Origin of the sequence: Methylobacterium sp. Leaf100 (assembly GCF_001422845.1) — a bacterium.
Taxonomy (GTDB): Bacteria; Pseudomonadota; Alphaproteobacteria; order Rhizobiales; family Beijerinckiaceae; genus Methylobacterium.
In genome coordinates, this window is record NZ_LMMW01000061.1 from 184,503 (window position 1) to 199,031 (window position 14,529).

12 protein-coding genes are annotated in these 14,529 nt (G+C 71.4%); 5 read left to right on the forward strand and 7 right to left on the reverse strand.

Annotation, left to right across the window (positions count from 1 at the left end; all coding sequences use genetic code 11):
* Positions 1 to 195 precede the first annotated feature (195 nt).
* The 4 genes from ASF25_RS19445 to ASF25_RS19460 all read left to right on the forward strand — a co-directional run bounded on the left by ASF25_RS19445 (position 196) and on the right by ASF25_RS19460 (position 8,747).
* Positions 196 to 2,304, forward strand: a complete 2,109-nt coding sequence (locus tag ASF25_RS19445; protein ID WP_082502961.1) for a carbohydrate porin — start codon at positions 196 to 198, stop codon at positions 2,302 to 2,304.
* Between the two features lie 228 nt (positions 2,305 to 2,532).
* A complete protein-coding gene (locus ASF25_RS19450) occupies positions 2,533 to 3,828 on the forward strand; it encodes an efflux RND transporter periplasmic adaptor subunit (RefSeq protein ID WP_056306503.1) in 1,296 nt (431 codons plus the stop codon).
* 72 nt (positions 3,829 to 3,900) lie between these two features.
* Positions 3,901 to 7,065, forward strand: coding sequence for a CusA/CzcA family heavy metal efflux RND transporter (locus ASF25_RS19455; protein ID WP_056306504.1), 3,165 nt, complete (start codon positions 3,901 to 3,903; stop codon positions 7,063 to 7,065).
* A 113-nt stretch (positions 7,066 to 7,178) separates the two neighbouring features.
* Positions 7,179 to 8,747 carry an efflux transporter outer membrane subunit gene (locus tag ASF25_RS19460; RefSeq protein WP_244473105.1) on the forward strand — a complete coding sequence of 523 codons (1,569 nt, stop codon included), beginning with the start codon at positions 7,179 to 7,181 and terminating at the stop codon, positions 8,745 to 8,747.
* A gap of 102 nt (positions 8,748 to 8,849) precedes the next feature.
* Here ASF25_RS19460 and dps read toward each other — a convergent pair whose 3' ends face one another.
* From dps to ASF25_RS19485, 5 genes are all read right to left on the reverse strand, one after another.
* Positions 8,850 to 9,401 (reverse strand): DNA starvation/stationary phase protection protein Dps, encoded by a 552-nt coding sequence (dps, locus tag ASF25_RS19465; RefSeq protein ID WP_056265194.1) that lies wholly within the window; start codon positions 9,399 to 9,401, stop codon positions 8,850 to 8,852.
* A gap of 202 nt (positions 9,402 to 9,603) precedes the next feature.
* Positions 9,604 to 10,770 (reverse strand): glutathionylspermidine synthase family protein, encoded by a 1,167-nt coding sequence (locus ASF25_RS19470; RefSeq protein ID WP_056306506.1) that lies wholly within the window; start codon positions 10,768 to 10,770, stop codon positions 9,604 to 9,606.
* Positions 10,770 to 11,414, reverse strand: coding sequence for a DUF1190 domain-containing protein (locus tag ASF25_RS19475; RefSeq protein WP_056264756.1), 645 nt, complete (start codon positions 11,412 to 11,414; stop codon positions 10,770 to 10,772). Before ASF25_RS19475 ends, ASF25_RS19470 begins: the two co-directional genes overlap by 1 nt.
* Position 11,415: 1 nt before the next feature.
* On the reverse strand, positions 11,416 to 11,814 hold the full coding sequence (locus ASF25_RS19480; RefSeq protein ID WP_056170978.1) for a DUF350 domain-containing protein: 399 nt from the start codon (positions 11,812 to 11,814) through the stop codon (positions 11,416 to 11,418).
* Between the two features lie 156 nt (positions 11,815 to 11,970).
* The gene (locus tag ASF25_RS19485; protein ID WP_244473106.1) at positions 11,971 to 12,825 is read right to left on the reverse strand and encodes a hypothetical protein; all 855 of its coding nucleotides are present in this window, start codon (positions 12,823 to 12,825) and stop codon (positions 11,971 to 11,973) included.
* A 145-nt stretch (positions 12,826 to 12,970) separates the two neighbouring features.
* Here ASF25_RS19485 and ASF25_RS19490 point away from each other — a divergent pair, with 145 nt between their 5' ends.
* Entirely contained in the window at positions 12,971 to 13,369 is a 399-nt protein-coding gene (locus ASF25_RS19490) for a hypothetical protein (RefSeq protein ID WP_018042895.1), read from the forward strand.
* A 14-nt stretch (positions 13,370 to 13,383) separates the two neighbouring features.
* On the opposite strand, the gene ASF25_RS19495 is transcribed toward ASF25_RS19490, so the two are convergent.
* On the reverse strand, positions 13,384 to 13,740 hold the full coding sequence (locus ASF25_RS19495; RefSeq protein WP_056306507.1) for a hypothetical protein: 357 nt from the start codon (positions 13,738 to 13,740) through the stop codon (positions 13,384 to 13,386).
* Between the two features lie 53 nt (positions 13,741 to 13,793).
* Positions 13,794 to 14,513: a hypothetical protein gene (locus ASF25_RS23120; RefSeq protein ID WP_056170968.1), complete on the reverse strand. Its 720-nt coding sequence runs from the start codon at positions 14,511 to 14,513 to the stop codon at positions 13,794 to 13,796.
* Positions 14,514 to 14,529: the final 16 nt, after the last annotated feature.

The following is a 14,529-nucleotide window of genomic DNA, read 5'->3' on the forward strand; positions in this document are numbered from 1 at the left end:
GGCGCCACCGACGCGGCTTCGACCGGGCGAGGGATTAAGACATGTGAAAAAGCGTGACCGGCCGATACAATCCCGGCACCCTTCCCCGACACCCTTCCGCACCGGTCCGATTCCGCGTCCCGCCCGACATGCGGGGGTCATTCGGCCGGGGTAATGCGGCGGGGCCTGCGATCCAGCCCGTCCGAGACGCCTCCGATGCCGTTCCTTCCCCGTTCGTTCCGCAGGCTCCCGGGGGCGACCACGCTGGCGGTCGGCCTGAGCTTCGCCCCGGCGGCCGGAGCCGCCGATCTGGCCGCCGCACCCCGCGTCGCGCCCGCCTTCGTCGATTGGAGCGGCGTCTATCTCGGGCTCGAGGGCAGCGCCGGGGCCTCGTTCGGCGCCTTCGATTTCGGCCGGACCACCGTCGGGGGCCGGGCCGTCCCGGCCTTCCGGACCGGGGACGCGACGGGGCGCTCGGACCGCAGCCGCGAGGCCACCACCGCCGTCGGCGGCGCCTTCGCGGGCTACAACTGGCAGACCGGCCCGTGGCTCGCGGGCGTGGAGGCCGACCTCTTCGGGAGCAACCTCAAGCGACCCGTGGCCTCGACGGCGCCGGGCTTCGGCACCGAGGCCGTCGATCCTGCCTTCAGCCTCATCCGGGTCAAGTCCGACGTGCTGGGTGCCGTGCGCGGGCGCCTCGGCGTCGCCTTCGAGCGGTCGCTGATCTACGCCACCTTCGGGCTCACGGGGGCCGAGGCGCGGTTCCTCGCGACCTATCCCGACCCCGCGACGGGCGCGGTCGGCACCGCGCGGCGCGACCGCACCTATCTCGGCTTCACCCTCGGGGCCGGCGTGCAGTTCGCCGTCTCCGAGCATTTCAGCCTCGGGATCGACTACCGCTACAACGATCTCGGCGGCAGCGGCCGGTTCGACCTCGGCACGGTGCCGGGGGCGGCGGGCGGCCCGGTCTCGACCCGGGCCGGTTTCATCGCCAACGAGGTGATGGCGCGCCTGAGCTGGCATCCGGGCGGCCTGCGCCTGCCCGACGAGGCGGAAGAATCCGGCCCGGTGCTCGGCGAGCGCTTCTCGCTCCACGGCCAGACCACGTTCTTCAACCAGGCCGTGGCGGGGTTCCGTGCGCCCTACAGCGGCCCCAACAGCCTCGTGCCGCACCAGGCGCAGGCGACGACCACGGCGACGCTGTTCCTCGGCCTGAAGCTCACGGACAGCACCGAGCTCTACTACAACCCGGAATTCTCCCAGGGCTTCGGCCTCAGCCGCACCCTCGGGGTCGCCGGCTTCACCAACGGCGAGGCGCAGAAGGCCGGGGCGCCGTTCCCGAAGCTGCGCTCCGCCCGCTACTTCGTGCGCCAGACCTTCGGTCTCGGTGGCGAGACCGAGACCCTGCCCGACGGCCCAAACCAGATCGCCAACACCTACGACGTCGAGCGGATCACATTCATCGCCGGCAAGTTCGCCATGGGCGACTATTTCGACGGCAACCGCTACGCCCACGACCCGCGCGTGGATTTCGCCAATTGGGGCCTGTGGAGCTCGGCGGCCTGGGACTTCCCCGCCAACCTGCCCGGCTACACGCAGGGGATTCTGGTCGAGTACAACCGTGCCGAATTCGCGTTGCGGGCCGCCTACACCCAGGTGCCGAAGGAGCCGTCCAGCGACGTGCTCGACCCGCGGGTGTTCGAGCGCGGCGGCTTCACCATCGAGTTGGAGGAGCGCCACGTGCTGCCGTTCCTCGACCGGCCGGGCAAGCTGCGCCTCGGTGCCTTCTCCAACGTCGGCAACAGCGCGCGCTACCGCGAGGTGGTCGGCCTCGCCCAGGCGGGCACCTTCGACGACATCAACGACGCCGTGGCGGCGACCCGGCGCCCGCGCCGCAAGAGCGGGGTCTACGTCAACCTCGAACAGGCGGTCACCGACGATCTCGGCGTGTTCGCCCGCGCCAGCGCCGCCGACGGGCGCAACGAGAACCTGTCCTTCACCGACATCGACCGGAGTTTTTCCGGCGGCGTCTCCCTGAAGGGCAGCCAATGGGGCCGCCCGAGCGACACCGTCGGCCTCGGCACGTCCATGAACCAGCTCTCGCCGTCCCACCGCGACTACTTCGCCAACGGGGGGCTGGGCCTGCTCATCGGCGACGGGCGGCTCACCTACGCGCCCGAGCGGGCGGTGGAGGCCTACTACGCGCTGAGCCTCGGCAAGGCCCTGGTGCTGACGGCCGACTACCAGTTCGTGGCGAACCCCGCCTACAACCGGGACCGCGGCCCGGCGCACTTCTTCGGCACCCGCCTGCACGCGGATTTCTAGACGTGGCCCGCACGACGCCCGGCCGGAACCGGCAAGACACGGCCGAAGACACAGTCGGCGCCGGCCCGGAGGCTAACATGGGTTAGCCGCCGGCGATCACGGGCTTTTGTCCGTGCCCCCATTCCGGCGTCATTGCGCCGTCATGAATCCCGTCCTTGGGATACGACCCGGCAACGGGACGAGCCCCCCTCGAGAACGCCTTCGCGCCGACCGCCGGAAAGTGCCGCCATGTCCACAGGTCCCCGGAAGGGCATCTCCAAACTCATCGTCCTGCTCGGGCTGGTGATCTGCACCGGTCTCGGCGCCGTCGCCTGGTCGGAGCGCGACTCGGCCTTCGCCGGATGGGTGCTCACCACGGTGCGCGAGCGCATGGCCCAGATCTCCGGCCCGTCCGAGGAGGCGGCCGACACCGTCGGCGGCCGCGCCGACACCGTCGCGCGGGTGTTCCGCCCGAACCCGGCCCAGCGCACCGCCCTGGAGATCGCCCCCGTCCGGGCCGTGACGTTCCGGCCCGAGGGGACGGCCGAGGGGCGCATCGCCCTCAACGACGACGACAACGTGCCGGTCACCTCGCCCTATGCGGGCCGGGTCACCAAGGTGCTGGTGCGGGCGGGCGACGAGGTGAAGGCCGGCGACGTGCTCCTGACCATGGAGGCCACCGACATGGTCCAGGCTCAGAGCGACTACCAGGCGGCGCTGAACACCATCGCCAAGACCACCGCCCTGCTGAAGCTCGACGTGACCATCGCGGCCCGCCAGCAGGAGCTGTTCCAGGCCAAAGCCGTGGCTCTGAAGGACTACCAGTCGGCCCAGAACGACGTGATCGGCGCCCAGAGCGACCTCAAGACCGCCGAGGCGAGCCTGGAGGCGGTGAAGAACCGCCTGCGCATCCTCGGCAAGTCGGATGCCGACATCGCCGCCTACGAGAAGAAGGGCACCCTGAGCGCCGAGACGCAGTTGCGCGCGCCCATCGCCGGCACCATCGTCCAGCGCAAGGTCGGCATCGGCCAGTATCTCAGCACCTCGGCCGAGCCGGTCTTCGTCATCGGCGACCTCTCGACGGTCTGGCTCGTCGCCAACGTGCGCGAGAGCGAGATCCCGAAGATCCGCCTCGGCCAGGACATTGAGGCCCGGGTGGCGGGCTTCGGCCAGCGGGCCTTCAAGGGCAAGGTCGACTACATGGCGGCCTCCCTCGATCCGGCGACCCGGCGCCTCGCCGTGCGCAGCGAGGTCGAGAACCCCGACCGGGTGCTCAAGCCCGAGATGTTCGCCGCCTTCACGATCTTCACCGGCCCCGGCCAGACCGCGCCGGCGATCCCGCCCTCCGCCATCGTCTACGAGGGCCGCCGCGCCCAGGTCTGGGTCGCCCGGCCCGACGGCGCCATCGAGGCCCGCGCCGTCACCCTCGGCCTCGCCGGCCAGGGCATGGTGCAGGTGGTGGAGGGGCTCAAGGCGGGCGAGGAGATCGTCACCCGCGGCGCCCTGTTCATGGATCGCGCCGTCAGCGGCGACAAGGCGTCCTGAGCCGGACCGCACGACCCTTACCGTCCCCCAAGAAATTCCCAGCCCCGATCGGCCGACCATGACCCGCGCGCGATGAACAGCCTGATCGTCTTCGCCCTGCGCCAGCGCGTGCTGGTGTTCCTCATGTTCCTCGCGATGCTGGGTCTGGGTTACGCCAGCTACACGCAGCTGAACATCGAGGCCTATCCCGATCCGGTGCCGCCGCTCGTCGACGTGATCACGCAGAATCCCGGGCAATCGGCCGACGAGATCGAGCGCTACATCACCATTCCCCTGGAGGTGCAGCTCGCCGGCATTCCCAACGCCACGGTGGTGCGGACCATCTCGCTGTTCGGCCTGTCCGACGTGAAGGTGCAGTTCAACTACAACTTCACCTACCAGGAAGCCCTGCAGCGGGTGCTCAACCGCCTGTCGCAGCTGCCGCCCCTGCCGGGGGGCGCCCAGCCGCAGATCTCGCCGACCTCCCCCGTGGGCGAGATCATGCGCTACAAGGTGACGGGGCCGGCAGGCTACTCGTCCACGGAGCTGAAGACCCTGCAGGACTGGGTGCTGCAGCGCCGGTTCAAGGCGATTCCGGGCGTGGTCGACGTCACGGCGTTCGGCGGCAAGACCAAGGAATACGAGATCGCCGTCGATCTCAACCGCCTGCAGGCGCAGGGCCTGACCCTGGTCCAGCTCGTCACCGCGCTCAACAATTCGAGCATCAACGTCGGCGGCCAGACCCTCAACGTCGGCGAGCAATCGGCGGTGGTGCGGGGCATCGGCCTCATCCGCGACATGGACGACATCCGCGACACCATGCTGACGCAGGTGGCCGGCGTGCCGGTCCTCGTGCGCGATGTCGCCGACATCCGCGTCTCCAACGCGCCCCGTCTCGGCATCGTCGGCCATGACGGCCAGAACGACATCGTCGAGGGCATCGTGCTCATGAGCCGGGGCGGCAAGAGCCTGCCGACCCTGAAACTGGTGGAAGCCGAGATCGACAAGATCAACGCCAGCGGCCTGCTGCCCCCCGACGTGAAGGTCGAGCGGATCTACGACCGCAGCGGGCTCATCCACACCACCACCCACACGGTGATGCACAACCTCGTCTTCGGCGTGATCCTGGTCTTCGTGGTGCAGTGGGTGTTCCTGGGCAGTTTGCGCAGCGCCATCATCGTGGCGGCGACGATTCCCTTCGCCCTCGGGTTCGCCATCCTCATCCTCGTCCTGCGCGGCGATTCGGCCAACCTCCTGTCGCTGGGCGCCATCGATTTCGGCCTCATCGTCGATGCCACCGTGATCATGGTCGAGAACGTGTTCCGGCACGTGGCCGAACCCGAGCACAGCGAGGGCCAGGAGGCGCCGGGCGGCCTCACCGGGCGGCTCGGCACCATCGCCATCGCGGGCGCGGAGGTGAACCGGGCGATCTTCTTCTCGGCCACCATCATCATCGTCGGCTTCCTGCCGCTCTTCACCCTGACGGGCGTCGAGGGCCACATCTTCGGCCCCATGGCCAAGACCTACGCCTACGCGCTCATCGGCGGCCTGCTCGCCACCTTCACGGTCTCGCCCGCCCTCTCGGCCCTGATCCTGCCGAAACACGTGGAGGAGCGCGACACCCTGGTGGTGCGCCTGCTGCGCTTCGGCCACGTGATCATCCTGCGCTTCGGCCTGCGCAACAAGGTGCTGTCGCTCCTCGTGGTGGCGGCCATGCTCGGGACCTCCGCCATCGCGGCCAGAACCCTCGGCCTCGAATTCCTGCCCAAGCTCGAGGAGGGCAACCTCTACATCCGCGGCACCATGCCGGCCTCGATCTCGCTGGAGGCCGGCAACGCCTACGTCGAGCGCCTGCGCAAGATGGTGTCCGACGTGCCAGAGGTGGTCACCGTCCTGTCCCACCAGGGCCGCCCCGACGACGGCACCGACGCCACCGGCTTCTTCAACGTCGAGATCCTGGCGCCGTTGAAGCCCATCGACCAGTGGCGCGCCGGCCTCGACAAGGAGACCCTGGTGCGCACCCTGTCGAAGCAGCTCGACGAGGCGTTCCCCGGCATCGAGTTCAACTTCTCCCAGTACATCGAGGACAACGTGCAGGAGGCGGCCTCGGGCGTGAAGGGCGAGAACTCCGTCAAGATCTACGGCAGCGACCTCACCGAACTCACCCGCACCGCCGAGGCCGTGAAGGCGTCGCTCGCCAAGATTCCCGGCATCGCCGACCTCTCGGTCTTCGCCTCCCTCGGCCAACCCACGGTGCGCATCGACATCGACCGGCGGAAAGCCGCCCGCTTCGGCCTGACGCCCGGCGACGTGAACACCACCGTCCAGGCGGCCATCGGCGGCCAGACGGCGGGCGACCTCTACGAGTACGGCTCGGACCGGCATTTCCCCATGCGGGTGCGCCTCGCATCCGAGTACCGCAGCAGCCTCGCCACCATCCGCAACATCACCATCGGGGCGCCGAACCCCGCCGGCGGCGTGATCCCCGTGCCGCTCTCCGAGATCGCCACCGTGGAGCTGACCTCGGGCGCGGCGTTCATCTACCGCGAGAACCAGGAGCGCTACATCCCGGTGAAGTTTTCCGTGCGCGGGCGCGATCTCGGCGGCGCCGTGCTGGAGGCCCAGAGCCGGATCGCCCAGGAGGTGCCCCTGCCGGCGGGCTTCCACCTCGAATGGGTCGGCCAGTTCACCAACCTGCAGGACGCCGTGGCGCGCCTCAGTGTCGTGGTGCCCATCACCATCGCGCTCATCGCGCTCCTGCTCTACGTCAACTTCGCCTCCCTCACCGACATGCTGCTGACGCTCAGCGTGATTCCCATGGCGATGATCGGCGGCATCTTCGCCCTGGCCCTGACGCTGACGCCGTTCTCCATCTCGGCGGCCATCGGCTTCATCGCGCTGTTCGGCATCTCGACCATGGAGGGCGTGATCCTGCTCTCCTATTACAACCAGCTCCTCGACGAGGGCTGGGAGCGGGGCGCCGCCGTGTGGCACGCCGCCAACGTCCGCATGCGCCCGGTGATGATGACCTGTGTCGCCGCCTGCGTCGGCCTCCTGCCGGCGGCGGTCTCCACGGGCATCGGCTCGCAGGTGCAGAAGCCCCTGGCGCTGGTGGTGGTGGGCGGCATCATGCTCGCGCCCAACCTCATCCTGGTGATCGTGCCGATCCTCATCGGGCTGTTCTCGCGGCGCAAGCCGGCCCCGGGAATGCGCCCGCCGGAGGCCGCGCACGCGGCGGCCCGGGAGGCGTACGCGTGATGCGCGCGACACAGGGGCGTGAAAGCGTCGATCCCGCACGAACCGTCGCGTTGACTCGCGCGGGTCTGCGTCGCCTCTACGGGCGTCGGACGTCCGGCGGGATCGGCCACATCATGCGACGCACCACGAACGGATCCGGGATGGCGCTCCTGCGTACGGCCCGCGCCGCCGCCCTCGTGGCGGGCCTGGCGACGGTCTTGGCGGCGGGCCTCGGCGGCTGCATGGTCGGCCCGGATTTCGTGCCCCCCGCCGATCCGCCGGTGACCCGTTACACCCGCGAGCCCCTCGGCAACCCGACGGCCACCGACAAGGTGGTGACCCGCCAGGGCGGCTCGGCCGACCAGAACTTCATCGCCGGGGCCGATGTGCCGGGCCAGTGGTGGACCCTGTTCCACTCCAAGGCGCTCAACCACCTCGTGGAGGAGGCGCTCGCCAACAACCCCAACCTCGACGCCGCTCAGGCGGCCCTGCGCATCGCCCAGCAGAACGTCGAGGCCCAGCGCGGCACCCTGTTCCCGCAGGTGGGCTTCAACGGCCTCGGCTCGCGCCAGAAGGTGCCGGGCGGCGAACTCCAGAGCCCGCTCAACGACCAGCGCCAACTGTTCTACAGCCTCTATACCCCGCAGGTGACGGTCTCGTTCACCCCCGACGTGTTCGGCGGCAACCGGCGCCAGATCGAGTCGCTGGAGGCCCAGGCCGAGAACCAGCGCTTCCAGCTCGAGGCCGCCTACCTGTCGCTGACCGCCAACGTGGTGCTGGCGGCGATCCAGGAGGCGTCCCTGCGCGCCCAGATCGACGCGACGAAGCGGGTGATCCAGGCCCAGACCGAGGTGCTGACCCTCTACAACAAGCAGCTTTCCCTCGGGCAGATCGCCGGAGCCGACGTGGTGGTGCAGCAGGCGGCGCTCTCGGTGTCGATGCAGCTGCTGCCGCCGCTGGAAAAGCAGCTCGCGCTCCAGCGCAACCTGCTCACCGCCCTCGTTGGGCGCCTGCCCAGCGAGGAAGTCACCCAGACCTTCACCCTCGCGTCGCTCCGCCTGCCGACCCGGCTGCCCGTCAGCCTGCCCTCGCACCTCGTGCAGCAGCGCCCCGACGTGAAGGCGGCGGAGGCCAACGTGCAGCAGGCGAGCGCGCTCGTGGGGGTCGCCGTCGCCAACCGCCTGCCGCAGTTCAACATCACGGCCAATGGCGGGTCGAGCGCCGTGCGGATCGCGCAGCTCGCGAGTTCGGCGGCGAGCTTCTACGGCATTGTCGGCACCGTGGCCCAGCCGATCTTCGACGCCGGCACCCTGTTCCGCCGCCAGCGCGCCGCGGAGGAGACCCTCGACCAGGCCCAGGCCCAGTACCGCGCCGTGGTCATCGGCGCGTTCCAGAACGTCGCCGACGCCCTACGGGCGCTGCAATCCGACGCCCAAGCGGTGGCGGCCGCCTCCGCCGCCGAGAAGGCGACGAGCCAGAGCCTCGACCTCATCCGCAAGCAGTACACCGCAGGCGCCATCAACAGCACCCAGGTGCTCATCGCCCAACAATCCTACCTGTCGGCCATCGTCACCTCGGCGGGGGCCCGCGCCAACCAGTACGCCGACACCGCGGCCCTGTTCCAGGCGCTCGGCGGCGGCTGGTGGAACCGCAACGACGTCCGGCCGCCCAAGCCGGAACGGGACCCGGCGCCGTTCCTGTAGGGGACGCGCGCCCTGGGCGGAGTTCCACGAAAAAGGGCGCCGGAGACCGGCGCCCTTTTTCGTTTCAGCGAACCGGCGAAACGGTTCGGCGCTCGTCGCCTGTCAGCGCTTGCCTGCGTGGTCGCCGTCGCGCAGCTGGCCGGTGGGCTCCTGGACATGGGCCTCGAGGAACCAGAGTTGCTTGTCGACGCCGCGCGACACCTCGGTGAAGAGATCCGCCGTGCCGGCATCCCCGGCCTCGTCGGTGTCGTCGATGTTCTGGCGCACGGCGTTGGCGTAGACGGCGTAGCGGTCGATCAGCGCCGCGACGTGGTCGGCGATGGCGTAGGCGTCGAGGGGATAGGGGGCGAGCTGCGACGAACCCGCGACGGCCGCCGCCGTGCCCCTGGCGGTCCCGCCGAGCTGGGTGACGCGCTCGGCGACTTTGTCGTTGTAATCGTCGAGCTCGGCACGGAAACCGTCCAGCATCTCGTGGATGCCGATGAACTGCGGACCCTTCAGGTTCCAGTGCGCCTGCTTCACCGCCAGCGCCAAGTCGATGCCGTCGGCCAGACGGGCGTTGAGGGCGTCGGTCGAGACCTGCTTGGCGTTGGACTTCGTGCCGTTCTGGGTCTCGTGGAGCCGCTGGCCCGAGGTGGAATTCGTGTTCGCCATGATCAATCCTTTGCGTTTTGAGGAATGAAATCCCATTCCTCCGCCACGTGATGCACGGCCCGAGGCGATCGCCCCGTGCGTCACGCACATACCTCCATCAAGACGGCGAACGCCTGAGGGTTCCTTGGCCGCGACGCGAAGTGCCCGTGCCGGTCACGGTCGATGGCACGACGCCCCGTCGCGGAGCATCGCGGACCCGGCCTCAACCGTCGATGAGGTGCGGCACGAACCGGGCCCGGTCGGTGGTGATGCGCGACGCGCCCTCGCGCAGGCACAGACCGGCGGGTTCGTCGCCGACGATCCAGCTGCCGACCAAGGCGTGGCGGCCGTCGAAGACCGGGAGTTCGGCGAGCGCCTGGCGCACGTAGCCCTCGCCGCCGTAGGGCCCCTCGTCCCGCTCCAGCAGCACGCCGTCGCGCACGAGGAGGATGTTGGCGCCCTCGCGGGAGTAGAGCGGCTTCTTCACGAACGAAGTGCCGAGGGCCGCCTTGGCGGGGTCGGACTCGAAATAGGCCGGCAGCAGGTTCGGGTGCCCGGGCGCCAAGGCCCAGAGATGGGCGAGGAGCCCCTTGTTCGAGAGCACGGCCTTCCAGGGCGGTTCGAGGAAGCGGGTGGGCGACGCGCCGATGACGGCGCCGAAGGCGTCGGCGAACATCCACTCCCACGGGTAGAGCTTGAACAGGGCGTCGAGGGCCCCGCCCCCGGCCTCGACGAAACGCCCGTCCTCGGCGAGGCCGATGGCCTCGATGGGCACGAAGGGGGCGGTGAGCCCGGCCTGCACCGCGCAATCCTGCAGGTAGGCCACCGTGCCCCGGTCCTCCAACGCGTCGGGAAAACACGTGAACGCCAACCGGCCCGGCAGCCCCATCCCGGCGAGCCGGGCGATGAGGCGCTCGTGCAGCGCGTTGAACTGGTCGGCCCCCGCGGGCAGGCGCCCCGTCGCGAGGCCGTCCTCCAGCCAGAGCCACTGGAACACCGCGCTCTCGTAGAGGGCCGTCGGCGTGTCGGCGTTGTATTCGAGGAGCTTCGCCGGCCCCGTGCCGGCCCCGCCGTAGCGGAAGTCGAGGCGCCCGTAGAGGGACGGGTCGCGCCGCCGGAAGCTGTCCGCGATGGCGTCCCAGGCGTGTTCGGGGATCGCCAGGGAGGCGAGGATCGCCGCGTCCGCCACCGCCCGCTCGGCGAAGGCGAGGCAGAGGGCGTGGAGGTCGCGAGTCGGCGCCTCGAGGTCGTCCTCGATCTCCGCCAGGGTGAAGGCATAGTAGGCGCCCTCGTCCCAGTAGGGCGCGTCGTCGAAGGTATGGAAGGTGAAGCCCGCCCGGGCCGCGTGCGCGCGCCAGTCCGGCCGCTCGGGCAGCGTCACCCGGCGCATCAGCCGCCCCCGAACCCGCCCGAGCGGCTGCCCGAGGCGGAGGAGAACGCCCGCCCGGTCGCGCCGAAGCCGCCGGATGTCACCGTGCGGGGTGACGATGGCGTCGCGCGCGCCACCCGCGACGCCACATGGGTCGCCCCGCCGCCGCGGGCGGCGAAAACCCGTCCGCCCGCGCCGGTGCAGTAGCCCCCGCCCCCACCCGTCGCCTCGTCCGCGTGCCGGTAGAGGGGCTGGGGCGGCAGGGCCTGCTCCACCGTGCGGCCGAGGAGGTAGGCCGCCATCACGGGCACGAAGAACCCGGCCGCGTCCGCCACGACGGTCTCACCCGCGACGCAGCCGTCCGGGCCGTGATGCCCCCGGCACTCGTCCAGGGTGCGGTAGCGCGGCGCGCTCGACGCGTAGGCGGCCAGAGCCGCCGCGTGGTCGGTCGTGCAGGCCTCGGCGCTGCGCAGGCCCTGCGCGGCGCAGGCGGCGGGGTTCTCGTACACGAGGGCGTCCTCCTCCTTCTGGGAGGGATCGAGCCCGGCCAGCACCAGGGCGGCGGTGCCCGCCCCGGCGACGAGGACGAGGGAGATGGCGACGGAGCGCTTGCGGCGGCGCGCCTCGGCGGCGGCGTCCGGTGTCCCCGGGGGCGGCGCCACCATCTCAGGCGGTCATCGAGGCGGCGTTGACGATGCCGCCCGCGAAGGACGCGGCACCGAGGAGCGTCGCGGCGGCCATGCTGCCCGCCTCGATGCGCCGGGAGAGGTCGGGCACGGCGAGGCGCACGAGCCAGTAGATCGCGATCTGCACCACGAGGGCGACGAGGCCCCAGACGATGCAGTCGAGGAGGGATTGCGCGTTGTAGATCGCCACCGAGAGCGGCAGGGCGAAGCCGACGAGGCTGAAGCCGAGGGCCACCGCCGCCGCCGCCACGTCCTGGCGGATCAGCGCGACCTCGTTGTGGGCGGTGGCGAGGGTGTAGACGAGGAGATACGTCCCGATGAGCCCCCCGGCGGTGGCGAGGTAGAGCAGGAAGGCGGGCAGCCCCGAGATCGAGGTCACGCCGGCATCCCCGAGCCGGGGCGCGGCGCTGCCGTAGGCGATTCGTCCATGGCACCGTCTCCCGTCTTAGCCCGTCCCCACGGCGTACCATGCGGCCCCGCGCGATCACAACCGCGTGACGGCGTCCTCAACCGGCCTTCGCGTCGGCGAGCGCGTTCATCGGGGCCAGCCGAAGTAACGCGTGGCGGCGCCTCCGCCTTCCGCCAGCGGCCGCGTCAGCCGGCCGTGCCGGTCGATCAGCCCCCAACGGCCCCCGACCATGGCGGACGGCTGTCGCCCATCCGAGCGGCAGCCTTGGCAGACCAGGGCCTCCCCGCGGGCGTTGAACGGGAACGACCAGTCGAAATCCGTGGTCAGGACCCGGCGCAGGCGCCGGTCGTGGAACGCGACCTTGCCGGCGTGACGCGCGCGCACCAACCCCTGCGCGAAGGGGTCCGGCCCGTTGTCGAGGGGGAACACCGCCAGCGCCAGCCCGTCGCGGCGCGCCCAGAGCCAGCCGATTTCGTCGACGACGATCTCCGTCACCCCGCCCCGGAACGGCATGCGCGCGAGGCGGGCGGGATCGATGCGGACGAAGTCCCCCGCGCGGCGGGCGCAGTGCTCCGTGCGGGCGAAATCCGCGTGGACGTCGCGGCAGGCGAGCGGGTAGGCGCCCCCGTCGCGCGCCCGCACGGCCTGCGGCGCGAGGCCGGCCGCGAGCCCCAGGAGGGCGAGCGCGGCGAGCGCTCGTCCCCGTACCGCCCGGCTCACCGGAGGCCCCAGCGCCCGACCGGGCCGGGCGCCCGTGGCGTCGTTGACACACACACGCCAGCCGCTGCCGTAGGCGACCTCGCGGACGTCCCAGACGAGGCCGGTGTCCGTCCGGGTCGGCACGGCCGTGCCGGTGGTGGCGAGGCCCGTTCCCGCCGCGGCGCGCGCCGCGATTGCCGCCGCCCGCTCGGGCGTGAGGCGGCCCGTCACGGGTGCTTGCGCGCCGGATCGGGAGAACAGGCGGTCCAGGATCACCAGCACGGCTCGGGCTCCTCGCATCGACGGGCGAGCATGGGCGTCCGGCCCCGGGATGTCACCCGCCCCGGCGCCGGTTGCGGGGCGGGCGTCCGTCGGTCACACATCCCGGACCGTATCAGGCGGGAAGAACCGCATGGGAGGAACCCGGATGTCCCTGACGCTCGACCACTCCTCCGTGGAGGAACTCAACCTGGCCCTGCGCCTGTATCGGCGCCTGCTGGTCCGCCTGCTCCTGATCCTCGTCCTGGGCTTTGCCGGGGTGATCGGTCTGGCCAAGCTCAGCACGATCCTGTCGCCGCCCTACGGCGTCTATCTCCTCGGGCAGGGCCTGGAGACCTGGGGGCTGCTCGGCCTCCTCGCCCTGCTGTTCGCGGAATTCTGGTGGGAGGGCCGCCAGATCGGCAAGGCCCTGAACCATCCGGGCCTGCTGGATTCCCCTGTCGCCGGGCTGCTGAGCGGCCTCGCGGTGATCGGTGAGCGCGCCGCCGCCATCGGGATGGAGCCCGGCTTCTTCCACGGCCCCCTGCGGCCGATCCGCCAGCGCTGACGGGTCCTTGGCGCTCAGCGCGCCGGCCCCTCGCGGGCGACCAGACTGTCGCGGTGGACCGCGAGGCTCGCTCCGGCGCTCGCGAGGGTGACGGCGAAGCCGAGGGCGGGCAGCGTCCAATCCTCCACCCGCCACAGGGCCGCCGCGAGGCCCGCGCCGGCGCCGAGGCAGGCCAGGGCCAGGGCGGCCCGCCAGCACCGCACCGCACGCGGCTCGAACCGCACCAGGCCGTTCGCCCACCAGACCAGGGGCAGCATCGACAGCCAATAGAGGGGTTGGGCCCGGGCGGCGCCGTGCGGTCCCGGCACGAGGCAGGCGGTGACCGAGACGGTGGCGGCGAGGCCCGCCACGACGGCGAGCCCGGCCGCCACGTTCGAGGGACGGTCCTTGCGCAGGCGCTGCCAGTAGGCCGGGTCGCGGCGGATCAGGGGGCTTCCTCCCGGGCCGGCGCCGGACGCTTCCAGGCCGCGAGGCGGGCCAGGACGTAGGCCGGCACGCGGTCGGCCACGGCCAGATTCTCCGGGCGCAGGGAGAAATCGTAGGTGAGGCCGTCGCGGTGGACGAGGTAGGTGCAGGTGGAGACCTCGCGCTTGTCCGAAGTGTCCGAGGCGAGGCAGCCGGGCGGGGCCTGGTCGGCCGGCCGCGCCGCGTGCCGGGACGGGAGGCGGTAGAAGCGCCGGTGGTCGACGCCCTCGGAATGGACGAGGCGCTCGCCGCCGGACGGGTCGGGCCGCCACGGCGCGCCCTCGGCGAGCCGCGCATCGAAAATGCCCCATTGCCGGGCGTGGAGGGGTGCGAAGCGGCGCCCGTCCGGGTCGCCGACGACGTGGACCACGAGGTCGGTGGCGAACGGGCCGGCATGGCCGTGGCTGAGGGGGCTGTAGCCGGGGAGGCCCGCCGCGACCTCGGCGGCGGGCAGCATCAGCCAGAGCGAATCCGCCGGTTCCCGGCCGAGCCCCGGGAGCGCGTCGAGCCAGGGCAGGCGGAAATTTCGGGAAAACTCGTAGGTGTGCGGCACGGCGTACGCGGTCCCGGCGAGGCGGTACCGCGTGATGCCGAACCGGCCCTCCGCCGCGAAGGCCGCGAGCACGAGGGGCAGGCCGAGGAGCGCGACGAGGCGCGCGACGCGACGCGAGGGACGCATGCGGGACGTTCCTATT